The organism is Streptomyces sp. AC1-42W (assembly GCF_003248355.1).
In the GTDB taxonomy this organism is placed as follows: domain Bacteria; phylum Actinomycetota; class Actinomycetes; order Streptomycetales; family Streptomycetaceae; genus Streptomyces.
On sequence record NZ_QKWY01000001.1, the window covers coordinates 1712484 to 1735999 of the forward strand.

General features: G+C 72.5%; 18 protein-coding genes and 2 tRNA genes. 17 read left to right on the plus strand and 3 right to left on the minus strand.

Going from position 1 to position 23516, the window contains the following annotated elements:
- Positions 1-2 precede the first annotated feature (2 nt).
- The 4 genes from DNK56_RS07735 (at position 3) to DNK56_RS07750 (ending at position 3572) form a co-directional block, all read left to right on the plus strand.
- Positions 3-1823, plus strand: coding sequence for an LCP family protein (locus tag DNK56_RS07735; RefSeq protein ID WP_111331736.1), 1821 nt, complete (start codon positions 3-5; stop codon positions 1821-1823).
- A 477-nt stretch (positions 1824-2300) separates the two neighbouring features.
- A complete protein-coding gene (gene rsfS / locus DNK56_RS07740; protein ID WP_111331738.1) occupies positions 2301-2732 on the plus strand; it encodes a ribosome silencing factor in 432 nt (143 codons plus the stop codon).
- Positions 2729-3382 (plus strand): histidine phosphatase family protein, encoded by a 654-nt coding sequence (locus tag DNK56_RS07745; protein ID WP_111331740.1) that lies wholly within the window; start codon positions 2729-2731, stop codon positions 3380-3382. The genes rsfS and DNK56_RS07745 overlap by 4 nt, the downstream gene beginning before the upstream one ends.
- A 117-nt stretch (positions 3383-3499) precedes the next feature.
- Positions 3500-3572 (plus strand) — tRNA-Ala (locus DNK56_RS07750).
- Positions 3573-3633: 61 nt separating this feature from the next.
- Here the strand turns inward: DNK56_RS07750 and DNK56_RS07755 are convergent.
- Positions 3634-4533 carry a helix-turn-helix transcriptional regulator gene (locus tag DNK56_RS07755; protein WP_111331742.1) on the minus strand — a complete coding sequence of 300 codons (900 nt, stop codon included), beginning with the start codon at positions 4531-4533 and terminating at the stop codon, positions 3634-3636.
- Between the two features lie 189 nt (positions 4534-4722).
- Here DNK56_RS07755 and DNK56_RS07760 point away from each other — a divergent pair, with 189 nt between their 5' ends.
- The 10 genes from DNK56_RS07760 to DNK56_RS07805 all read left to right on the plus strand — a co-directional run bounded on the left by DNK56_RS07760 (position 4723) and on the right by DNK56_RS07805 (position 17497).
- Positions 4723-6108 (plus strand): MFS transporter, encoded by a 1386-nt coding sequence (locus DNK56_RS07760; RefSeq protein ID WP_111331744.1) that lies wholly within the window; start codon positions 4723-4725, stop codon positions 6106-6108.
- 136 nt (positions 6109-6244) lie between these two features.
- Entirely contained in the window at positions 6245-6478 is a 234-nt protein-coding gene (locus tag DNK56_RS07765) for a hypothetical protein (RefSeq protein ID WP_111331746.1), read from the plus strand.
- Between the two features lie 114 nt (positions 6479-6592).
- Positions 6593-6665: transfer RNA gene (locus tag DNK56_RS07770), tRNA-Ala, on the plus strand.
- 293 nt (positions 6666-6958) lie between these two features.
- Entirely contained in the window at positions 6959-9832 is a 2874-nt protein-coding gene (gene leuS, locus DNK56_RS07775) for a leucine--tRNA ligase (protein WP_111331748.1), read from the plus strand.
- A 136-nt stretch (positions 9833-9968) separates the two neighbouring features.
- Positions 9969-10676, plus strand: coding sequence for a hypothetical protein (locus DNK56_RS07780; RefSeq protein WP_111331750.1), 708 nt, complete (start codon positions 9969-9971; stop codon positions 10674-10676).
- Positions 10677-10741: 65 nt separating this feature from the next.
- Positions 10742-11587, plus strand: coding sequence for a DegV family protein (locus DNK56_RS07785; protein WP_111331752.1), 846 nt, complete (start codon positions 10742-10744; stop codon positions 11585-11587).
- A gap of 166 nt (positions 11588-11753) precedes the next feature.
- Positions 11754-12839 (plus strand): ComEA family DNA-binding protein, encoded by a 1086-nt coding sequence (locus tag DNK56_RS35820; RefSeq protein ID WP_241989799.1) that lies wholly within the window; start codon positions 11754-11756, stop codon positions 12837-12839.
- Positions 12836-15475, plus strand: coding sequence for a ComEC/Rec2 family competence protein (locus DNK56_RS07795; protein WP_199563821.1), 2640 nt, complete (start codon positions 12836-12838; stop codon positions 15473-15475). Before DNK56_RS35820 ends, DNK56_RS07795 begins: the two co-directional genes overlap by 4 nt.
- A 175-nt stretch (positions 15476-15650) precedes the next feature.
- Positions 15651-16463, plus strand: coding sequence for an arylamine N-acetyltransferase family protein (locus tag DNK56_RS07800; protein ID WP_111331756.1), 813 nt, complete (start codon positions 15651-15653; stop codon positions 16461-16463).
- Positions 16464-16612: 149 nt separating this feature from the next.
- Positions 16613-17497, plus strand: a complete 885-nt coding sequence (locus DNK56_RS07805; RefSeq protein WP_111331758.1) for a YceI family protein — start codon at positions 16613-16615, stop codon at positions 17495-17497.
- Between the two features lie 33 nt (positions 17498-17530).
- Here the strand turns inward: DNK56_RS07805 and DNK56_RS07810 are convergent, their stop codons facing one another.
- Complete coding sequence (locus DNK56_RS07810; RefSeq protein WP_111331760.1) at positions 17531-17776, minus strand: hypothetical protein; 246 nt, start codon at positions 17774-17776, stop codon at positions 17531-17533.
- An 83-nt stretch (positions 17777-17859) separates the two neighbouring features.
- Here DNK56_RS07810 and holA point away from each other — a divergent pair, with 83 nt between their 5' ends.
- Positions 17860-18855: a DNA polymerase III subunit delta gene (holA, locus tag DNK56_RS07815; protein ID WP_111331762.1), complete on the plus strand. Its 996-nt coding sequence runs from the start codon at positions 17860-17862 to the stop codon at positions 18853-18855.
- A 173-nt stretch (positions 18856-19028) separates the two neighbouring features.
- On the opposite strand, the gene rpsT is transcribed toward holA, so the two are convergent.
- Positions 19029-19295 carry a 30S ribosomal protein S20 gene (gene rpsT, locus DNK56_RS07820; RefSeq protein ID WP_111331764.1) on the minus strand — a complete coding sequence of 89 codons (267 nt, stop codon included), beginning with the start codon at positions 19293-19295 and terminating at the stop codon, positions 19029-19031.
- Positions 19296-19510: 215 nt separating this feature from the next.
- Between rpsT and lepA the strand changes: the two genes are divergently transcribed.
- A complete protein-coding gene (gene lepA, locus DNK56_RS07825) occupies positions 19511-21385 on the plus strand; it encodes a translation elongation factor 4 (RefSeq protein ID WP_111331766.1) in 1875 nt (624 codons plus the stop codon).
- A gap of 224 nt (positions 21386-21609) precedes the next feature.
- A complete protein-coding gene (locus tag DNK56_RS07830) occupies positions 21610-23499 on the plus strand; it encodes an AMP-dependent synthetase/ligase (protein ID WP_111331768.1) in 1890 nt (629 codons plus the stop codon).
- Positions 23500-23516: the final 17 nt, after the last annotated feature.

Here is a 23516-nt window from a genome sequence, read left to right on the forward strand (position 1 = left end):
CGGTGAACGACCGACAGAACCCGTACGACCCGTACTACCAGCAGCCGCAGATCATCGGCTACGACGCGTACGGGCAGCCGGTGTACCAGCAGCCGGGTCAGCAGCAGTACGACCCGTACGCCCAGCAGTCCTACGGGGACCAGCAGGCCCAGCAGCCGCCGCAGCAGGCACCGCAGGACGGCGGACAGGGGTACGGCTACGACCCGTACGCCCAGCAGCAGCCCCCCGCCCCGCCGCCGCAGCAGCAGTACGACCCCTACGCGGGCGCGGCCCCGCAGCAGGACTACGGCTACGACCCGTACGGCTACGGCACCGGGCAGCAGCCCGCCGCGGTGGACACCACCCAGCAGTGGAGCATCCCGCAGCAGGCCCCCGCGCCCGCCCAGCCCCAGCAGCAGCCCCCCGCCCAGGCCCAGACACCGGCTCAGGCCCAGGCCCAGCCCCCTGCTCAGGCCCAGCCCCCCGCCGCTCCCGCCCCTCCGCGCGAGCCCGCGCCCTCCCGTGTGCCCGAGCCGCAGCCGGAGGCCGACGCGGCCGTGCCCGGACAGCGGCGCGGCGGCCGGGACGACTACCGCACCGAGCAGTTCGCCTTCATCGAGGAGCCCGACGAGGACTCCGAGGACGTCATCGACTGGCTCAAGTTCACCGAGAGCCGCAGCGAGCGCCGCGAGGAGGCGCGCCGCCGGGGCCGCAACCGGATCGTCGCGCTGATCGTGGCCGGTGTCCTCGCCGTCCTCGGCGGCGTGGGCTACCTGTGGTCGGCGGACAAGATCCCCGGCATGTCCGACGGCGCGGAGAAGGAGAACACCGCGACGACCGGCCCGCAGCGCCGCGACGTCATCGTGGTGCACCTGCACGACACCAAGGGCGGCGGCACGTCCACCGCGCTGCTCGTGGACAACGTCACCACCAAGCAGGGCACCACCGTCCTGCTCCCCAACGCGCTCGCCGTCTCCGACGAGGACGGGAGTACCACGACGCTCGGCAAGTCCGTCGACGACGACGGCACCTCCGGGACCCGTGAGGCCCTGGACAACCTGCTGGGCACCGACATCGGCGGGACCTGGCGGCTGGACACGCCGTACCTGGAGAACCTCGTCGACCTCGTCGGCAACATCGACATCGACACCGACACCGCCGTGCCCGGCGCCAAGAAGGGCTCCGGCGACCTGGTGAAGAAGGGCGAGGACCAGACGCTCAGCGGCCAGATGGCCGTCGCGTACGCCACCTACCGGGGGCCCGGCGAGGCCGAGGCCAAGCAGCTGACGAGGTTCGGGCAGGTCATGCGCGGCGTCCTGCGCAAGATCTCCGACGACCCGAAGGCCGCCACGGTCACCGTCCAGACGCTGGCCCAGATCCTCGACCCGTCGCTGCCCGAGAAGGACCTCGGAGCCTCGCTGGCCAAGCTCGCCCAGCACGCCAAGCTCGGCGACTACAAGACGGCGCTGCTGCCGGTCCGGGAGGACGGCACCCTCACCGACGAGGCGACCGAAAGCGTCGTCAAGGACATCCTCGGCGGCGCGGTCAAGGCGCCCTCGGCGGACGGAGTGGTCCGGGTCGGGATCAGGAACGCCACCGGCGACTCCGAGGGCACCGAATCCGCCCGCGCCAAGCTGGTCAACGGCGGTTTCGCCTTCGTCAACAGCGGGAAGGCCGACGCGGCCGCCTCCTCGCAGGTGGTCTACGCAGGGGCGGCCGACAAGGAGAAGGCGGTCCAGGTCGCCAAGACCCTCGGGCTGCCGACGAGCACGGTGAAGCAGGGCAAGCCGGCCGGGAACGCGACGGTGTCCGTCCTGCTCGGCCAGGACTACAAGATCGGCTGACCGCCCGGCGGTCGCGGGAGGTCCGGGCCCGCACGGCCCGGACCTCCGGCCCGCGACGGGCTCGCACGGCCCCCGAAATATCGCTGCGTGGCCCCCGCCCTCCCCGTGAGACCCTAGGGGGTGTCTGACAAATCCCCGCGGCGTCGCGGCGTCTGGCACGCACGCTCGCCGCGTTGCCGAAAAGCCCTAGTAGCTCCGCTACGAGGACTTCCCGGCGCCTTGCGATCGCACGCACCAGACGCCGCTCCTTCCTCCACGGGGATTTGTCAGACACCCCCTAAGGGCTGTCCCGTAATCCCCGGTGGATCAGCGCGCGGCGTCAGATGCGGTGCATCGCAAGGCGGAGGGGCGTTCGCATACTGGACGTATTCGGACGTTCCGACAACGCAGCGAGGTGCCGTAGCTGTCGTCGTGCGCCCGCCGGGGATTACGGGACAGCCCTTAGAGAACAATCCGACCGACGACGAAAGCTTGCTTGTGACCGCCACGGACCGCTCCATCGAGCTCATCAACGCCGCCGCCCAGGCGGCCGCCGACCGGCTCGCGCACGACATCATCGCCTACGACGTCAGCGACGTGCTGTCGATCACCGACGCCTTCCTGCTGGCCTCGGCCCCCAACGACCGCCAGGTCAAGTCGATCGTCGACGAGATCGAGGAGCGGCTCCTCAAGGACCTCGGCGCCAAGCCGGTCCGCCGCGAGGGCGACCGCGACGCGCGGTGGATTCTCCTCGACTACGTCGACATCGTCATCCACGTCCAGCACAGCGAGGAGCGCGTCTTCTACGCGCTGGAGCGCCTGTGGAAGGACTGCCCGGAGATCGACCTTCCCGAGGACGCCGTGCGCACCCGGGGCAAGGCCGCTGAGCACGCGCAGCTCAACGGCGTCACGGAAGGTGAGCAGAGCTGAACGGCAGCAGGAGCGGCAGGGGCCGCAGGATCGTCCTCTGGCGGCACGGCCAGACGGCGTGGAACCTGGAGCGCCGCTTCCAGGGCTCCACGGACATCGAGCTGACCGACACCGGCGTCGCGCAGGCCCGCCGGGCCGCCCGGCTGCTCGCCTCCCTCGCACCGGACGCGATCGTCGCCTCCGACCTGCGGCGGGCCGCGGCCACGGCCGCCGAGCTGGCCGCGATCACCGGCCTCGACGTGGTGCACGACGCGGCCCTGCGCGAGACCTACGCGGGCGCCTGGCAGGGCCTGACCCACGAGGAGATCGTGGAGCGGTACGGCGAGCAGTACGCCGCCTGGAAGCGCGGCGAGCCCGTGCGGCGGGGCGGCGGCGAGCTGGAGACCGAGGTCGCCGACCGGGCCGCCCCCGTGGTCCTCGGACACGCAGGGAAACTGCCCGACGACGGCACGCTGGTCGTCGTCAGCCACGGCGGCACCATCCGCACCACCATCGGCCGGCTGCTGGGCCTGGAGGCGCACCACTGGGAGGGGCTCGGCGGGCTGACCAACTGCTGCTGGTCCGTGCTGGGCGAGGGCGCCCGGGGCTGGCGGCTGCTGGAGCACAACGCCGGCACCCTGCCGGAACCGGTGCTCGGCGACGACACCTGACCCGGTCGCGGCGGGCCGTCCCCGGGCTGTGGGGGCCGGATTTCACTTTCCGGCTGGTCACAGGCTAAAGTTCTTCTTGTTCGCAGCGCGAGAGCGCAGGGAAACACAGCGAACAGCGGGGCTATAGCTCAGTTGGTAGAGCGCTTGCATGGCATGCAAGAGGTCAGGAGTTCAATTCTCCTTAGCTCCACAATCGAAGAAATCCCGTCCCCGCCAGGGGGCGGGATTTTTCGTGTGCGCCGTCGCGACGGTCAGGGGCGGGCCTCCGGGCCTGGGCTCCGGCGGAGCCCCCGCAGGACGGCGAGCAGCTTTCCGCTCTCGTCGTCGGCCGGTGTGTACGTGACGATCCGGCACTCCGGCAGCCCGTTGACCGTCAGCGACACCGAGGTCATCCGTATCTCACCGGCCACCGCGTAGTGCCGGAAGGTCTTCACGCGCCGGCCCGGCGGGGCGACGTCCCCGCTGCGCCACAGCTTCGCGAAGTAGGGGCTCGCCTCCGACAGCGCCGCGATGAACGTCTCCCACGCGGGCTCGCCCACATGGCGCCCGTAGCCGCTGCGCAGGGTCGCCGCCATCAGCGGCAGCTCCTGGGCGCGGTGGACGATCGGGCACTCCTCCTCCGGCGACGTGAACAGCGACCACAGCGCGTTGCGGACCCGGGTGCCCTGCATCAGCGGTACGCCGAAGAGGTCGCGGTAGCCGGCGTTGGTCGCCAGCACGTCGTAGCGGGCGTTGTAGACGACCGAGGGCAGCGGGTCCAGCGCGTCGATGATGCCCTGGATCTCCTCGCCGACCTCGAAGACATCGGACTCCCGGCCCGGCAGGAACGGCACCCCGGCCAGCTCGTAGAGGTGCTCGCGCTCCGGCGGGTCCAGCCGCAGCGTCCGCGCCACCGCGTCCAGGACCTGCGAGGAGGCGTTGATCGGGCGGCCCTGCTCCAGCCAGGTGTACCAGGTGACCCCGACGCCGGAGAGCTGGGCGACCTCCTCGCGGCGCAGGCCCGGCGTACGCCGCCGTAAGCCGGGGGCCATGCCCACGTCCGCCGGGGTCACCCGCGCCCGGCGGCCCCGCAGGAACGCGGCCAGCTCCGGCCGCCTGCCGGACGCCGGTCCGGACCGGCGCGTCTGCCGCTGTGCCGTCACCGTCGTCACGCCCCCATCGTCGGTGCTGCGCCAGGGTGTTGCCAGGTGCTGCCAGTACCAGCATCGGCGGGCTCTCGTTACCCGTATGCGCGCGGCACCAGCCTGGAGCCCATGACCGCGACCACAGAAACGACGGCCTCACGCTCCGTCACCAGTAGAACACCCGGCACCGACAAGACCCCCGGCCGACTGCTCGCCGTGGTGCTGACGGCCCAGTTCATGGCCATGCTCGACATCTTCATCGTGAACGTCGCCGCCCCGACGATCCGCACCGAACTCGACGCGTCCGGGGCCCAACTGCAGCTCGTGGTGGCCGGTTACACCATCGCGTACGCCGTCCTCCTCGTCGCGGGCGCACGGCTCGGCGGTCTGCTCGGCCACGGCCGCGCCCATCTCGCCGGACTCGCGGTCTTCACCGCGGCCTCGCTCGCCTGCGGGCTGGCCGCGGGCTCGGGGCAGCTGATCGCGTTCCGGGTGATCCAGGGGGCGGGCGCCGCGGTGATGATCCCGCAGGTGCTCAGCCTGATCCAGCAGCACTTCACCGGCCCTGCGCGGGTCCGCGCGATCGGCGCCTACAGCGCCGTGCTGGCCACCGGGGCCGCCGCCGGGCAGGTGGTGGGCGGGGTGCTGGTGAGCGTCGATCTGTTCGGCGCGGGCTGGCGCCCGGTCTTCCTGGTCAATGTGCCGATCGGGCTGGTCCTGCTGGTGCTCGGCGCCCGCTTCCTGCCCCGTGAACCGCGCACCGCGCGGGCCCGGCGCGAGGCGCGGGCGCGCGGCTTCGACCCGGTGGGCCTGGCCGTGCTGGCCGTGGGCGTCACCCTGCTCACCGTTCCGCTGGTGCTCGGCCAGGAACTGGGCTGGCCCGCCTGGACGTGGAGCTGCCTGCTCGCCTGCGTGCTGGTCCTCGCCGGTTTCGTGGCGTACGAGACGCGGCTCGCCGCCCGGGGCGGTGCGCCCCTGATCGCGCCGCGGGTGCTCCGGCTGCCGGGCATCGCCGTGGCGTCGGTGCGCATCCTGCTGGTGATGGCGGTCAACGCGGGCTTCCTGTTCACGCTGACCCTGCACCTCCAGGGCGGCCTCGGGTACTCGGCGCTGCGCGCCGGGCTGATGTGCGTGCCGACCGCGGTGGCCTTCGGGGTCGCCGGGCTGACCTGGCGGCGGTGGCCGGCCCGGCTGCGAAGGGGCCTGGTGCCCGGTGGTTTCGCGCTGGTGGCGGTCGGGAACGCGCTGATCGGCCTCGCGCTGCGGGACGGCTCCGGCGGGGGCGTGACGCTGTACACGGGTTTCGTGCTGCTGGGGACGGGTATGGCTCTCGCGTTCAGCCCCAACCTCGCGGGCGCCCTGGCGGACGTACGGCCGCAGGACGCCGCCGACGCCAGCGGTGTGCTGGTGACCGTGACCCAGCTCGGTCAGGTCATCGGCGTCGCCACGATCGGCACCCTCTACCTCAACCGCCTCGGTACGCCGGGACCGCAGGGTTCGGGGCACGCGCTATGGGTCTGCGAACTGGCCCTGGCGGGTGCCGCGTGCGCGGGCGCGGCGGCGGGGCTCGTACGGCGGCGGACGGTGACTCGCGCGGGCTGACCCCCTTTTTGCGAGGTCATGGCAGAATCGGACCGCCGGAGGGGGCGACGGACCGAACGGGAGGGTGTGCGCAATGCCTGGGAGCCGCCACGAGGTTCCGAAGCCGCCTTTCGTCCGCCGGGGCCGGAGCTGAACCATGGGTGCTCACAGGCGGAAGTGCGACTGGTGCGGCAGTGGTACGCCCATCGTCAGGGACATGGACCCGGTCAACGCGGACTACCAGTACTGGTGCGAGGAATGCGCGCGGGCGCTCGTCATAAAGGGCGACCCCATCGAGACCTACCGGGAGCTGGAGGGGGAGCCGATCTACGGCCGGCTCCTGGAGGAGCACTGCACCCTCAAACGCTTCTACTCCTTCGCCACGGCCTGACCGCTTCCCCTTCCGGGCCGGGTGAAAACCGGACGGACCGGAATCGATTTGGTGGACGGCCGGGAGGACCGGTACTGTTCTCGATGTCGCCAGGGAGACCGGGCGGCAAAGCGAGGGGCTATAGCTCAGTTGGTAGAGCGCTTGCATGGCATGCAAGAGGTCAGGAGTTCAATTCTCCTTAGCTCCACAGTGAAGTGGGAACGGCGGGTCGTCCGAATCGGATGGCCCGCCGTTCCGCGTGTACGGGCTCGGTTCCCGGCCACTGGCCAGGGGTGAACCGGCTCCGTGCGGTACCCTGACGCCATGCGTGCCGTAGCCCTTCTGCTTAGCGAGCCGCGCTGACCAGTCCCGACCGGTGAGAACGCCTGGTCGGCATCAGCGCGGCGTCCCCTCCTGTGCGAGGGGATTTTTCGTTTCCCAAGGACATGCGTCCGTGGACGTGGATGCCGGCAGATGACGACCAATGGAGCTTTGAGGATCATGAGCGAGACGAATTCCGCAGCCGACTCTGCTGCGCCGCACCGCTACACGGCAGCGATGGCCGCCGACATCGAGGCACGCTGGCAGGACTTCTGGGACGCCGAGGGCACGTACGAGGCACCCAACCCGACCGGTGACCTGGCGGGCGACCCCGAGCTGGCCGCCAAGCCCAAGCGGTTCATCATGGACATGTTCCCCTACCCCTCGGGTGCGGGGCTGCACGTCGGCCACCCGCTGGGATACATCGCCACCGACGTCTTCGCCCGCCACCAGCGGATGACCGGGCACAACGTCCTGCACACCCTGGGCTTCGACGCCTTCGGCCTGCCCGCCGAGCAGTACGCCGTGCAGACGGGCACACATCCGCGGATCTCCACCGAGGCCAACATCGGGAACATGAAGGCGCAGCTGCGCCGGCTGGGCCTGGGCCACGACAAGCGCCGCTCGTTCGCCACGATCGAGTCCGAGTACTACAAGTGGACCCAGTGGATCTTCCTGCAGATCTTCAACGCCTGGTACGACACCGAGACGGACCGGGCCCGGCCGATCGCCGAACTGGTCGCCCAGTTCGAGAGCGGCGAGCGCGCGACGCCGGACGGCCGTGACTGGAGCGCCCTGAGCGCCGCCGAGCGCGCCGACGTCCTGGGCGGGTACCGCCTGGCCTACGCCTCCGACGCGCCGGTCAACTGGTCGCCCGGCCTGGGCACCGTCCTGGCCAACGAGGAGGTCACCGCCGACGGCCGCTCCGAGCGCGGCAACTTCCCCGTCTTCAAGGCCAAGCTGCGCCAGTGGAACATGCGCATCACCGCCTACGCCGACCGGCTGCTGAACGACCTGGACGGGCTGGACTGGCCCGAGGCGATCAAGCTGCAGCAGCGCAACTGGATCGGCCGCTCCGAGGGCGCGCGCGTCGACTTCCCGGTGGACGGGGCGGGCAGCGTCACCGTCTTCACCACCCGCCAGGACACGCTGTTCGGCGCCACCTACATGGTGCTGGCGCCGGAGCACGAGCTGGTCGAGCGGATCATCCCCGCCGCCTGGCCCGAGGGCACCCACCCGGTCTGGACGGGCGGCCACGCCTCCCCGGCCGAGGCGGTCACCGCGTACCGCAAGCAGGCGGCGGCCAAGTCCGACGTCGAGCGGCAGGCCGAGGCCAAGGACAAGACCGGCGTCTTCACCGGCGCGTACGCCACCAACCCGGTCAGCGGCGAGCAGATCCCCGTCTTCATCGCCGACTACGTGCTGATGGGTTACGGCACCGGCGCGATCATGGCCGTACCGGCGCACGACGCCCGTGACTTCGCCTTCGCGCGCGCCTTCGAGCTGCCGGTGCGCTGTGTCGTCGAGCCGTCCGACGACCGCGGCACCGACGCCTCCACGTGGGAGGACGCCTTCGCCTCGTACGACGCGAAGCTGGTCAACTCCGCCAACGACGAGATCTCGCTGAACGGCCTGGGCGTCACCGACGCCAAGGCCCGCATCACCGAGTGGCTGAAGGAGCGCGGCGTCGGCGAGGGCACCGTCAACTTCCGGCTGCGCGACTGGCTGTTCAGCCGCCAGCGCTACTGGGGCGAGCCCTTCCCGATCGTGTACGACGAGGAGGGCATCGCACACCCGCTGCCCGAGTCGATGCTGCCGCTGGAGCTGCCCGAGGTCGACGACTACTCGCCGCGCACCTTCGACCCGGACGACGCCGACACCCAGCCCGAGACCCCGCTGTCCCGCAACGCGGACTGGGTCCACGTCACGCTGGACCTGGGCGACGGCTCCGGTCCGCGGAAGTACCGCCGCGAGACCAACACCATGCCCAACTGGGCCGGCTCCTGCTGGTACGAGCTGCGCTACCTGGACCCGAACAACTCCGAGAAGCTGGTCGACCCGGCGATCGAGGAGTACTGGATGGGCCCGCGCGAGGGGCAGCCCACCGGGGGCGTGGACCTGTACGTGGGCGGTGCCGAGCACGCCGTACTGCACCTGCTGTACGCCCGCTTCTGGTCCAAGGTGCTGCACGACCTGGGCCACATCTCCTCCGCCGAGCCGTTCCACAAGCTGTTCAACCAGGGCATGATCCAGGCGTTCGTCTACCGGGACAGCCGCGGCATCGCGGTCCCGGCCGCCGAGGTCGAGGAGCGCGACGGGGCGTACTACCACCAGGGCGAGAAGGTCTCCCGCGTCCTGGGCAAGATGGGCAAGTCCCTGAAGAACGCCGTCACGCCCGACGAGATCTGCGCCGAGTTCGGCGCGGACACGCTGCGTCTGTACGAGATGGCGATGGGCCCGCTGGACGTCTCGCGCCCCTGGGACACGCGCGCGGTCGTCGGCCAGTACCGGCTGCTGCAGCGGCTGTGGCGCAACATCGTCGACGAGGAGACCGGCCAGGTCACCGTCGTGGACAGCGAGCCCGGCGAGGACACGCTGCGCGCCCTGCACAAGGCGATCGACGGCGTCGGCGGCGACATGGCCGGCATGCGGTTCAACACGGCGATCGCCAAGGTCACCGAGCTGAACAACCACCTGACCAAGGCGGGCGGCCCGCTGCCCCGCTCGGTCGCCGAGGCCCTGGTGCTGCTGGTGGCGCCGCTGGCCCCGCACATCGCCGAGGAGCTGTGGCACCGCCTGGGCCACACGGAGTCCGTCGTGCACCAGGACTTCCCGGTGGCCGACCCGGCGTACGTCGTGGACGAGACCGTCACCTGCGTCGTGCAGGTGAAGGGCAAGGTCAAGGCGCGCCTGGAGATCTCCCCGTCGATCACGGACGCCGACCTGGAGGCGCAGGCCCTGGCCGACCCGGCGGTCGTCGCCGCGCTGGGCGGGGCCGGCATCCGCAAGGTGATCGTCCGCGCCCCGAAGCTGGTCAACATCGTTCCCGCCTAGGACTTTCTGCGGGTGAGGGCTTTCCCCTACGGGCAGGTTGGGGGTTCCATCGGAACCCGCGGCCTGCCCGTTCCGTTTACGGTGGAGGGGACCGGCGCACGGGTGCCGGAGGCCGTCACACCACCGAGGGGCGCTCATGGAAGCCGTGATCCTGATCCTGGGGCTGCTCGTCGTCGCCTTCATGGCCCTCGGCGTCTACGCGACGGTCAAGGTCGTCGGCGCGGCCAGGCGCGGCGTGGACCGGACGATCACACAGGCCCGCCGCACGGTGGAGGACACCACCCTGCGGGCGAAGAGCTACGGACAGCTGGGCGTCGGCGGCGAACTGGCGCAGCTGCGCCTCTCGCTGCGTACGTCGATGCGCGCCACACAGGACGCGCTCCAGGCCGGTGTGGCCGAGGACGCGTCGCTCGCCGAGTCCCTCAGCCTGTTCGACCGGCTGAGCGTCCACGGCCACGAACTGGACGCCGAGCTCAAGGCGCTGGAGCACGAGCCCGACAAGGCGACGGTGACCTCCCGGCTGCCCGGCCTCAAGGAGCGCACCGCACAGGTCACCCGCTCCGCCGACGCGCTGCGCTGGGCCGCCAGGGACCGGGCCCGCAAGTTCGCGGACGACGACCTGTCCACGCTGAACGCCCAGATCGACCTGGAGGCCGGCGCCCTGCGCCACTGGGCCACCACGGCGCATGAGCCCGAGGCGGCGCCGACACCGGAGCCGGAAGCGGCGCCCGCGCCCGGTGAGCGCGACCGGCAGGCGCCGCCGGAGGCCCTCACGGCCCGGGACCCCCGGCAGAACACCACCTACCCCTGGCAGAAGAGGGCCAGGCCCGAGACCTCCAACTGACCGCCGGCGCAGGACGCGCGGGGGCGGAATGCCGACGGCCCGCCCCTGCGGGTAACCTCCCGCTCATGTCCCGCCATGTCGCGATCGTCACCGATTCAACGGCCTACCTGCCACCCGACGCGATGCGGCGGCACGGCATCACCGCGGTACCGCTCACCGTGGTCCTCGGCGACCAGGCCCTGGAGGAGGGCACCGAAATCTCGGCGCGCTCCCTGGCCCTGGCCCTCCAGAAGCGGCGCCCCGTGACGACCTCCCGGCCCAGCCCCGAGGTCTTCGCCGCCACCTACCGGGCCGCGGCCGAGGCCGGTGCGAGCGGCATCGTCTCGCTCCACCTGTCCGCGGAGTTCTCCGGTACGTACGACGCGGCGCTGCTCGCCGCGAAGGACGCCCCGGTGCCGGTGCGGGTGGTGGACACCGGGATGGTCGCGATGGCCCTCGGCTTCTGCGCCCTGTCGGCCGCCGAGACGGCGGAGACGGGCGGAAGCCTGGACGAGGCGGTCGCGGCGGCCGAGAAGCGCGCCTCGGGAACCTCCGCCTACTTCTACGTGGACACCCTGGACTATCTGCGCAGGGGCGGCCGGATCGGCGCGGCACAGGCCCTCCTCGGATCGGCCCTCGCGGTCAAGCCGCTGCTCCAGCTGGACGGCGGCCGGATCGAACTGCTGGAGAAGGTGCGGACGGCCTCGAAGGCCATCGCCCGGCTGGAGGAGATCGTCGCCGAGCACGCGGGCGACGGCAGCGTGGACATCGCGGTGCATCACCTGTCGGCCCCGGAGCGGGCGGAACGTCTCGCCGAGCGGCTGCGGGAGCGCGTGCCGGGGCTGGTGGACCTGCATGTCAGCGAGGTGGGCGCGGTGATCGGCGCCCACACGGGACCGGGGCTGCTGGGCGCGGTGGTCTCGCCGCGCTGATACGGCGGGGAGGGGGCGCGGCCGGGGCGGCCCGGTGCGGCCCGGTGCGGATTCCGGCGGAGGTCGATCACCCTCCGGAGTGGGGGAGTTATCCACATTCGGTCGGCCGTCCACCGAAATCGGGTGCGCTCAGCGGGATTTGGCGTGACGGCCTAGCGTCGCCCGTATGGCTTCCCGATCACATCGTGCAACCAGCGGACCCGGCGGACCGGGTGCCGGCCCCGGACGCGACCCGGCCTCCGACGGCCGCTTCCGCGCGACGGCGCGCCCGGGAACGGGCCGGAGGCGGCGGACCACGGACCGCGCCGAAGCGGTGGCGGCGGCCCGCAGCCGGGCCGATGCGCTCATGGCGGGCGGCTACGGCGGGCGCGTCGCGCGCCCGGGGGCGGGGCCGGAGTCCTGGGCCGGGGATGCGGGAACGGTGCCGGCCGAGCCGGTGTCCGATCCGGGCGGGCTTCCGGGGCCGGCCCCGGCCGGGGAACCCGCCCCGCCCCCTGCGCCGGCTCCGGCCGCTGCTTCGGCCGGGGCTCCCGTGGGGCGGTGGGCGGCGGCCGCGTTCGCGGTGCGGGAGCGGCTGCCGATGTGGGTGCAGCTCCGATGCGGCCTCGAACCGAAGACCCTCGCCGCGCTCGCCGTGGTCCTGGTGGCCGCCGCCGTGTTCGCCGGGATGCACTTCCGGTCGGCCCGGCCCGAGGGCGTACGGGCTCCGGAGACGGTCGGCGAGGCGGTGCACGCCCCGGACCCGGAGGAGGCGGAGCCGACCCCGGACGGCGGCGCGGGGCGGCCCGAGCCGGCGCCCGGTGCCGCGCCCGTCGCCGGGCCGGGCGGCCCGATCGTGGTGGACGTGAGCGGGAAGGTGCGCAGCCCGGGGCTGCGCCGGCTGCCCTCCGGATCACGGGTGGACGACGCGCTGAAGGCGGCGGGCGGGGCGCGGCCCGGTACGGATCTGGCGGGGCTCAACCGGGCGCGGGTGCTCGTGGACGGCGAACAGATCGTGGTCGGCGCCCCTCCGGCCCCCGCCGCGGGCGCCACCGGCCCCGCGTCCGCCGGGGGCGCCACCGGACCGGTGAGCCTGAACACCGCGACGGCCGAGCAGTTGGAGGGGCTTCCGGGCGTCGGCCCCGTCCTCGCCCAACACATCCTCGACTACCGCACCCAGCACGGCGGCTTCCGGTCCGTCGACGAACTCCGCGAAGTGACGGGGATCGGTGCGCGCCGATTCGCGGACCTGCACCCGCTGGTGCGGCCATGAACACGCGGACCGGGGTACCCGGCGGCACGGGCGCGGACGTTGACGGGCCGGAGACCTCTGGGTCGGCCATCCACGGGCCGGACATTCACGCCGCGTCCGGCAAGCGGCTGGGGCTTTCCGACCCCCGTCAGGAGGGCCCCGCCGACCTCCGCCTGATCGCGCCCGCAGCGGCGGCCTGGGCCGGGGCCGGGCTCGCGGTGGGCGCTCCGGGGCACTGGGCGGCGGCAGGGGCGGCTCTCTGCCTGGTGGCGGCGATGATCCTCCTCGCGGTGAGCCTGCGACGCCCCCGCACGGCGCGCCCCGGTCGAGGCGGGCCCCGCCCGGACCGGCTGCGGGCGGCCGGGGGAGACAGGGCGGGCACGAGCGCCCGCGTCCGGCGCCGACTGAACGCCACGGCCGCCGCCGCGGTGCTGCTCTGCGCCGCCGCCGGGGTGGCGTCCGCCGGACTGCATGGCGCCGGCGTACGCGCAGGCCCGGTGCCGGAACTGGCCCGCAAGTTCGCCCGCGTCGAGGCGGAGATCACCCTCACCTCCGACGCCCGGCGCACCTACCCGCGGGTGCGCGGCGACCGCAGTGTGCCCGCCTCGCTGCTCCTGGACGCGGAGGTCGACCGCCTCACACGCCGCGACGGCACCGCCGTACGGCTGCGGACGCCGGTGCTGGTCATCGTCCCGCCGGGAGGCGCGGCGGCCCAGTGGCAGCGGCTGCTCCCCTCCACCCGGCTGCGGATCGAAGGACGGCTGGCGCCACCGCTGCACCGGGGTGAGCGGATCACCGCCGTCCTGCGGCCCGACGCCAAGACCCCGCCGAAGGTCACCGGCCCGCCCAGCCTCCTCCAGCGCACGGCGGGACGGCTGCGCGCCGGACTGCGGGAAGCCACGGACGGACTGCCCCCCGACGCACGGGCCCTGCTGCCCGGACTGGTCGTCGGCGACACCGCACGGGTCACCCCGGAGCTGCACGAAGCCTTCCGGGCCACCGACCTCACCCACGTTCTCGCCGTATCGGGATCGAACCTCGGAATTCTGCTCGTCCTGCTCATCGGACCACCCGGCAGGGCGCTGCGCACCGAGCGCGGGGGACTGGCGCCCCGGCTCGGGATCTCCCTGCGGACGACCGCGCTGCTCGGCGGCGCGCTCACACTCGCGTTCGTCCTGGTCTGCCGGCCCGAACCGAGCGTGCTGCGGGCCGCCGCGTGCGGGCTGATCACCCTGCTCGCCATCGGCACCGGGCGGCGCCGGACACTGATCCCCGCCCTGTGCGCCGCCGTGCTGCTGCTCGTGCTCCACGACCCGTGGCTGGCGCGCAGTTACGGCTTCGTCCTGTCGGTGCTGGCCACCGGTGCCCTGCTGACCCTCGCCCCGCGCTGGGCCGACGCGCTGCGCCGGCGCCGGGTGCCGCCGCGACTGGCCGAGGCGCTGGCCGCCGCCGCGGCGGCACAGGCGGTGTGCTCGCCCGTGGTGGTGCTGCTCGCCTCGCGGGTGAGCCTGGTGGCGATCCCGTGCAACCTGCTGGCCGAGTTCGCCGTGGCACCGGCCACCGTCCTCGGATTCGCCGCGCTGGCCCTGGCGCCGGTGGCGATGCCGGTGGCCGTCCTGGCGGCCGGGGTCGCGGGATGGCCGGCCGGATGGATCGCTTCGGTGGCCAGGACCGGGGCGGCGTTCCCCGGAGCGGAGGCCGACTGGCCCGGCGGCCCGGCCGGGGCGGTGCTGCTGGCCGCCCTCGTCCTGGTCCTGGTGCCGGCCGTGCGGTGGATGGGCCGCCGGCCCTGGGCCTGCGTGGCCGCCGCGCTGCTCCTGGTGCTCGCCGTGCTCAGGCCGGTGCCGCTGACCCGCGTGCTGACCGGATGGCCGCCGCCCGGCTGGAGCTTCGCCATGTGCGACGTCGGACAGGGCGACGCCCTGGTGCTCGCGGCGGGCCGGGGCGCCGGAGTGGTCGTCGACGCCGGCCCCGATCCCCGGCTCGCCGACCGGTGCCTGCGCGAACTGGGCGTCAGCCGTGTGCCGCTGCTGCTGCTCACCCACTTCCACGCCGACCATGTGCGCGGCCTGCCCGGTGTGCTGCGGGGGCGCGCGGTGGGCGAGATCCGGACGACGAACCTGGACGAGCCGCCGGAGCAGGCCGCGTTCGTACGGCGGACGGCGGCGCGGGCCCGGGTCCCCGTGCTGCGGGCCGTCCCCGGTGCGCGGCAGCGGATCGGGCCGCTCGCCTGGCAGGTGCTGTGGCCTCCGGGCGGGGCCGGGGCGGGCCCGGCGGCCGGTCCGGTACCGCAGGACCCGAACGACGCCAGCGTGACCCTCCTCGTACGGGCCGGCGGGCTCACCCTGCTGCTCCCCGGCGACTTGGAACCGCCCGCCCAGCGGGCGTTGCTGCGCAGCCATCCGGGGCTGCCGCCGGTGGATGTGCTCAAGGTCGCCCACCACGGCTCCGCCCACCAGGACGACGCCCTGCTGCGGGCCCTGCGCCCCCGGTTCGCGCTGGTGAGCGTGGGGCGCGACAACCCGTACGGCCATCCGGCGCCCCGGACGGTCCGGGCGCTCACGGGCGAGGGGGCGGTGGTGCTGCGCACCGACAGGGCCGGCGCCATCGCGGTCACCGGCGAGGGCCGCGAACTCCGGGCGGTGGGAAGCTCATGACGGCCCGCCACCTCGTCCCACACCCCAGTTCGCCACCCCGCTCCGACGCCCCAGCTCGCCACCACCCCACCCCGACACCCTCGCCCTCCCGGCCCGCCGCCCCCGTGGCACCGTCGTCGGACCTAGGACCAGTGACGCATGGTGCCGCCGTGGGGCCGCGGCGGAGACTGGGGGCATGGACCCCCAGCTGCCCCGCACCGTGGACGCCTACCTGGAACGCATCGGCGCCGACCGGCCCGCACGCCCCGACGCACCCGCGCTGCGCGAACTGCAACTGCGCCACCTCCTCTCCGTGCCGTTCGAGAACCTCTCGATCCACCTCGGCGAGGACATCGTGCTGGACGAGGCGGCGCTCCTCGACAAGATCGTGGCGCGCGGGCGCGGCGGCTTCTGCTACGAACTCAACGGCGCCTTCGCCGCCCTGCTGCGGACCCTCGGCTTCCGCGTCACCCTGCTCCAGGCCCGTGTGTACGGCGACGGCGGCCGGCTCGGCATCCCGTACGACCACCTGGTGCTGCGGGTGGAGACGGTGGACGGGACCGGGCCGTGGCTCGCGGACGTCGGCTTCGGCGACCACGCCCGCAGCCCCCTCGCGCTCGACGACCGCGCCGACCAGAGAGACCCCGCAGGCACCTTCCGGATCGCGCCCGTCACGGCCGGGGCCGACGCCGGCTCCGGGGACCTCGACGTGCTGTGCGACGGCGAGCCCCGGCTCCGCGTCGAGCTGCGGCCCAGAACGCTCGCCGACTTCCGGGCCGGCGCCTGGTACCACCGCACCTCGCCCGACTCCCACTTCACCCGCGCCCCGGTCTGCTCGCGCTGCACGGACGACGGCCGGATCACGCTCACCGGCCGCACACTGCGCACCACCGCGGGCGGCCGGCGCCTGGACACGCCGCTGGGCGACGACGCGGAGGTGCTCGCCGCCTATCGCGAACACTTCGGGGTGCGCCTGGACCGGCTGCCCAGCAAATCGGACCTTCGGTAACACCTGCGCCCAAGCCTCCGCGAGCTGCTGCGTTTGCCTCGAACGCCTCAATGGTGTTCGAATGCGTCCTCGTCGGCGGGCCGCTGCTCCGACAACGACGTCTGCCCCACGGCCCGAGGTGAGAGCGCGCCCGGGAGTGTGTGGAAAGAATGTTCGGCCGTTGGTTCGGAAGCAAAACTACGACGGGCGCCGCCCTCGGCAACGCCCTCGCCGGACTGGTGGTGCCGGACTCGGCGGGTGTCCTCAGCTGCCGGGTGCTCGACCCGGTGAACGAGCCGGTCGCACAGGCGGAGTTCGTCCTGACGGACCGTGCGGGGCGCAAGGTGGTCGGGGGCGAGACCGACCCGTACGGCAGTGTCCTGGCCACGGTCCCGGCGGGGGAGTACCGGCTGGCCGTCACGGCGGAGGGGTTCACCCCCTTCCACGGTGCGGCCACGGTCACCGAGGGCGGGCACGCGAGCCTCGGCGACGTGACGCTCCAGATCTCCGCGCCGCCGCAGCTGCCCGAGCCCGGCGACTGGGAGATCGAGCCGATGCACTCGCAGATCGGCTTCACCGCCCGCCACATCGGCATGGCCCGCATCCACGGCCGGTTCAACACCTTCGCCGGGGCGGTACGGATCGCCGACCGCATGGAGGACTCGGCGATGCACGTGGTCATCGACGCCGCGTCGATCGACACGAACGTGCAGATGCGCGACGACCACCTGCGCTCCAGCGACTTCCTGGACGTCGGCCGCTACCCGACGCTGGAGTTCTACAGCGACCGCTTCGTCCACCGGGGCGGCTCCCGCTGGGGCGTGAGCGGCGCGCTCACCCTGCACGGCGTGAGCCGCACGGTGACGCTCGACACCCAGTACCTGGGGCTCGGCAACGGGATGGAGGGCGAGCCCAGGGCCGCCTGCCGCGCCACCACGCAGCTGCACCGCGAGGACTTCACCCTCACCTGGCAGACGATGCTGGCCCGGGGCATCGCGGTCGTCGGCCCGAGCATCTCCATCGAGATGGACGTCCAGATCGTCCCGAAGGGCTGAGCGAGGCGGCCCGCCGGCGCGGCGGCCCGCACTTCACGGGGCCTCCAGCCACCCCTCGTACTCGGCGGCGAACGCGTCGAGCGCGGCGGCGTCGAGACGGCCCCGCGGGTCCTCCACGACCACCAGCCACTGGGCGTCCTCGGCGTCGTCCTCGCCGGCCAGCGCGTCGCGCACGAGCTGCGGTTCGTCGGTGACGCCGAAGCGGTCCGCCAGCTCCCGCGCCGCCTCCTCGGCGGCGTCGCGGTCGGGCAGCACCAGGACGTGTCTCTCATCGCTCACGTGCTCATTCTCGGGTACGGGGCGGGGTGCGGCGGACCCGGCCGCGGCCGGGCTGTCGGTGGCCCGTGGGATGCTGGACGGCGATGGCCACCAGAAGGAATTCCACCGACGACCCGCTCGCCCCGCTCACGCTCGCCGTGGGGCAGGAGGACCTGCTCCTCGACCGCGCCGTGCGGCAGGTCGTGGCGGCGGCCCGAGCCGCCGACGCCGACACGGACGTCCGGGACCTCACCCCCGACCAGCTCCAGCCGGGCACGCTGGCCGAGCTGACCAGCCCCTCCCTGTTCGCCGAGCGCAAGGTCGTGATCGTGCGCAACGCGCAGGACCTCGGCGCGGACACCGTCAAGGACGTCAAGAAGTATCTGGGCGACCCGGTCGAGGAGATCATCCTCGTCCTGCTGCACGCGGGCGGGGCCAAGGGGAAGGGCCTGCTCGACGCGGCCCGCAAGGCCGGGGCCCGCGAGGTCGCCTGCCCGAAGACCACGAAGCCGGCCGAGCGGCTGTCCTTCGTACGCGGGGAGTTCCGCACGCTGGGCCGGTCCGCGACGCCCGAGGCGTGCCAGGCGCTGGTCGACGCCATCGGGAGCGACCTGCGGGAGCTGGCCAGTGCGGTGTCGCAGCTCGTCGCGGACATCGAGGGCACGATCGACGAGGCGGTCGTCGGGCGCTACTACACGGGGCGGGCCGAGGCGTCGAGCTTCACGGTCGCCGACCGGGCGGTCGAGGGACGGGCCGCGGAGGCCCTGGAGGCGCTGCGCTGGTCGCTGTCCACGGGCGTGGCGCCCGTCCTGATCACCAGCGCGCTGGCGCAGGGCGTACGGGCGATCGGCAAGCTGTCCTCGGCGCGCGGGGGGCGCCCCGCGGATCTGGCGCGCGAGCTGGGGATGCCGCCGTGGAAGATCGACCGGGTCCGCCAGCAGATGCGGGGCTGGACCCCGGACGGCGTCGCCGTGGCGCTGCGGGCGGTCGCGGAGGCGGACGCGGGCGTGAAGGGCGGCGGCGACGACCCCGAGTACGCGCTGGAGAAGGCCGTGGTCGCGGTGGCCGGCGCCGCACGGGCCGGACGCGGCCCCCGATAGACCTCCCGTACGCCGAAGGCCCCGCTTCACCCTGGGGAAAGGGTGGCGGGGCCTCGGGTACAGAAGGGTGCGTCGCACCCGCGTGGCGAACGCAGGTTCGGTGTGCGACGCGGGGGCCGGTCAGGAGCGGGGTAGAGGGCCCGCTTGATCCGTTCCGGCGGTGCTCAGATCGCTCAGCCCTGGAGGGTGGCAGCCTTGGCGGCCAGCGCCGACTTCTTGTTGGCGGCGGCGTTCTTGTGGATGACACCCTTCGAGACAGCCTTGTCGAGCTGACGGGAGGCGTCGCGGACGGCCACGGTGGCCTTCTCGACGTCACCCGCGACGACGGCCTCGCGGGCCTTGCGGATCGCGGTCTTGAGCGACGACTTGACGGCCTTGTTGCGCAGGCGCGCCTTCTCGTTCGTCTTGTTCCGCTTGATCTGGGACTTGATGTTCGCCACGAAAGAGCCTTTTCAGGTTCGTTGGATCTTCTAGGAGTGTCCGTACGGCCCGAGAGCCACGGGGCACAGCTGTCCACGGTAGCAGCAGCCCTCGGACCGGCCCAAACCGGTCGCCGCCCCGCAGGCGTGGGACGATGGAAGCTACGTACCGATCCGCCCCGACCCGACATCGACCCGAGACACGGCGTCCGGCGTCTCAAGAATCAGGACCCTGCGTGCCCGCGACTCCTCTCCACGTGCCCGAGCCGAGCCGTACCGACCCGGCGCTGATCCGCAACTTCTGCATCATCGCGCACATCGACCACGGCAAGTCGACCCTTGCCGACCGGATGCTCCAGCTGACCGGGGTGGTCGACCAGCGGCAGATGCGCGCTCAGTACCTCGACCGGATGGACATCGAGCGCGAGCGCGGTATCACCATCAAGTCCCAGGCGGTCCGGCTGCCCTGGGCGCCGACCACCGGTGAGGGCCAGGGCAGCACCCATGTCCTCAACATGATCGACACGCCGGGACACGTCGACTTCACCTACGAGGTCTCCCGCTCGCTCGCGGCGTGCGAGGGCACGATCCTGCTGGTGGACGCGGCCCAGGGCATCGAGGCCCAGACCCTGGCCAACCTCTACCTGGCGATGGAGAACGACCTCACCATCGTCCCGGTGCTCAACAAGATCGACCTGCCGGCCGCGCAGCCCGAGAAGTTCTCCGAGGAGCTGGCCCACCTCATCGGCTGCCAGCCGGAGGACGTGCTGAAGGTCTCCGCGAAGACCGGTATGGGAGTGGACGCGCTGCTCGACCGCGTCGTCCGGGACGTCCCGGCCCCGGTCGGCGACGCGGACGCCCCCGCCCGCGCGATGATCTTCGACTCGGTCTACGACTCGTACCGGGGCGTCGTCACGTACGTCCGTGTGGTGGACGGCTCGCTGAACAAGCGCGAGCGCATCCGGATGATGTCGACCGGCGCCACCCACGAGCTGCTGGAGATCGGCGTCTCCTCGCCGGAGATGACGCCCTCCGACGGCATCGGCGTCGGCGAGGTCGGCTACATCATCACCGGTGTGAAGGACGTCCGGCAGTCCAAGGTCGGTGACACGATCACCTCGCTGAACAACGGGGCGACCGAGGCGCTGGGCGGCTACAAGGACCCCAAGCCGATGGTGTTCTCCGGGCTCTACCCGCTGGACGGCTCGGACTACCCCGACCTGCGCGAGGCCCTGGACAAGCTCCAGCTCAACGACGCCGCCCTGGTCTACGAGCCGGAGACCTCCGCGGCGCTGGGCTTCGGCTTCCGTGTCGGCTTCCTCGGCCTGCTCCACCTGGACGTGGTCCGCGAGCGGCTGGAGCGCGAGTTCGGCCTCGACCTCATCGCCACCGCGCCCAACGTGGTCTACCGGGTCGAGATGGAGGACGGCACCGAGCACACCGTCACCAACCCGAGTGAATTTCCCGAGGGCAAGATCGACAAGGTGCACGAGCCGGTCGTCCGGGCCACGGTCCTGGCGCCCAGCGAGTTCATCGGCGCGATCATGGAGCTGTGCCAGCAGCGCCGCGGCACCCTCCTCGGCATGGACTACCTCTCCGAGGACCGCGTCGAGATCCGCTACACGCTGCCGCTCGCCGAGATCGTCTTCGACTTCTTCGACCAGCTGAAGTCCAAGACGCGGGGTTACGCGTCCCTCGACTACGAGCCCACCGGCGAGCAGTCCGCCCAGCTCGTCAAGGTGGACATCCTGCTGCACGGCGACAAGGTGGACGCGTTCTCCGCGGTCACCCACAAGGACAAGGCGTACGCCTACGGGGTGCGTCTGGTCGCCAAGCTGCAGAAGCTCATCCCCCGGCAGAACTTCGAGGTGCCGATCCAGGCGGCCATCGGCTCCCGCGTCATCGCCCGCGAGACCGTCCGCGCCATCCGCAAGGACGTCCTCGCCAAGTGCTACGGCGGCGACATCTCCCGTAAGCGCAAGCTGCTGGAGAAGCAGAAGGAAGGCAAGAAGCGGATGAAGATGGTCGGCAACGTGGAGGTGCCGCAGGACGCGTTCATCTCCGTGCTGTCGACCGACGAGTCCGCCGGGGAGGGCAAGGGCAAGAAGTAGCCTTCCGGACAGGACCGGCGGCCCCCGTATCGCAGCACGCTGCGGTGCGGGGGCCCGTTCGTTATCAAGCGGGGTCCGAATGCCCCTTACGCGGGGCGCGCGGGCGCTCTACTCTGATCACGACTTCTTGGTTACTCGCCAGTTAAACAAGCGGGATCGCAGCACGCAGGATCACATCAAGCAGCAGCCGGTCGTGAAGTACCGCCGCAGGCCCGGAGGATGTCGTGAGCGACACACAGACCATGATCGATAACCGTCCGCCCTCCGTGGCGACCCTCTTCATCGACCGGGTGGCGGCCACCCCGGACGGGGAGGCGTACCGCTACCCCGTGCCGGCGGCCGGCGGCGAGGGGCCCGATGTATGGAAGTCGCTCAGCTGGGCGCAGGCGGCCGAGCGGGTGTACGCCGTGGCCGCCGGGCTGATCTCGCTGGGCGTGCTGCCGGAGGAACGCGTCGCGCTCGCCTCGTCCACGCGCGTGGAGTGGATTCTCGCCGACCTCGGCGTCATGTGCGCGGGAGCCGCGACCACCACGGTCTACCCCACCACCAACGCCGACGAATCGGCGTTCATCCTCTCCGACTCCGAGAGCCGGGTCCTGATCGCCGAGGACGCCGTGCAGCTGGCCAAGGCCCGTGAGCGCCGCGCCGAGCTGCCCGCCCTCGCCCACGTCGTGGTCATCGACGGGGAGGGCGCCGGCCCCGCCGACGGCGACCCGGAGGGCTGGGTGCTCACCCTGGCCGAGCTGGAGGCGCGGGGCGCCGAGCACCTGGCGAAGAACCCGGAGGCGATCCGGGAGCGGGTGGACGCCATCACCTCCGAGCAGCTGGCGACCCTCATCTACACCTCGGGCACCACCGGCCGTCCCAAGGGCGTACGGCTGCCGCACGACAGCTGGTCGTACATGGCCAAGGCCACCGTCGCCACCGGCCTGATCACCAAGGACGACATCCAGTACCTCTGGCTGCCGCTCGCCCACGTCTTCGGCAAGGTCCTCACCTCCGGGCAGATCGAGGTCGGCCACGTCACCGCCGTGGACGGCCGCGTCGACAAGATCATCGAAAACCTGCCGGTCGTCCAGCCGACCTACATGGCGGCGGTCCCGCGCATCTTCGAGAAGGTCTACAACGGGGTGGCGGCCAAGGCCCGCGCGGGCGGCGCCGCCAAGTACAAGATCTTCCAGTGGGCGGCCGGTGTCGCCCGCGAGTACGCCCGCGTCTCCCAGGACAACTTCCGGCGCACCGGCAAGGCGTCCGTGCCCTTCGGTCTCGGCGCCAAGCACAAGATCGCCGACGCCCTGGTCTTCGCCAAGATCCGCGAGGCGTTCGGCGGCCGGCTGCGCGCCTGCATCTCGGGTTCCGCCGCGCTCGCCACCGACATCGGACTGTTCTTCTCCGGCGCCGGCATCCACATCCTGGAGGGCTACGGGCTCACCGAGTCGAGCGCCGCATCCTTCGTGAACCCCGGCGAGTGCTACCGCACCGGCACGGTCGGCAAACCGCTGCCCGGCACCGAGGTCCGGATCGCCGACGACGGCGAGATCCTGCTGCGCGGCCCCGGCATCATGCAGGGCTACCAGGGCCTGCCGGACAAGACCGCCGAGGTGCTGGAGGCCGACGGCTGGTTCCACACCGGCGACATCGGCGAACTCTCCGTGGACGGCTTCCTGCGGATCACCGACCGCAAGAAGGACCTCATCAAGACGTCCGGCGGCAAGTACATCGCCCCGGCCGAGGTCGAGGGACAGTTCAAGGCCGTGTGCCCGTTCGTCTCGAACATCCTGGTGCACGGCGCGGACCGCAACTTCTGCACCGCGCTGATCGCCCTGGACGAGCCCACCATCCTCGGCTGGGCCGCCGAGAACGGCATGGCCGGCAAGCCGTACGCGGACGTCGTGGCCTCCCCGAAGACCGTCGAGCTGATCGACGGCTACGTCAAGCGGCTCAACGACGGCCTCCAGCGCTGGCAGACCATCAAGAAGTTCCGCCTCCTCCCGCGCGACCTCGACATCGAGCACGGCGAGGTGACGCCCAGCCTCAAGCTCAAGCGGCCCGTCGTCGAGCGCACCTACAAGGACCTGATCGAGGAGATGTACGCCGGTTCCCGCGAGGCCTGACCGACACGCGGGCGGCC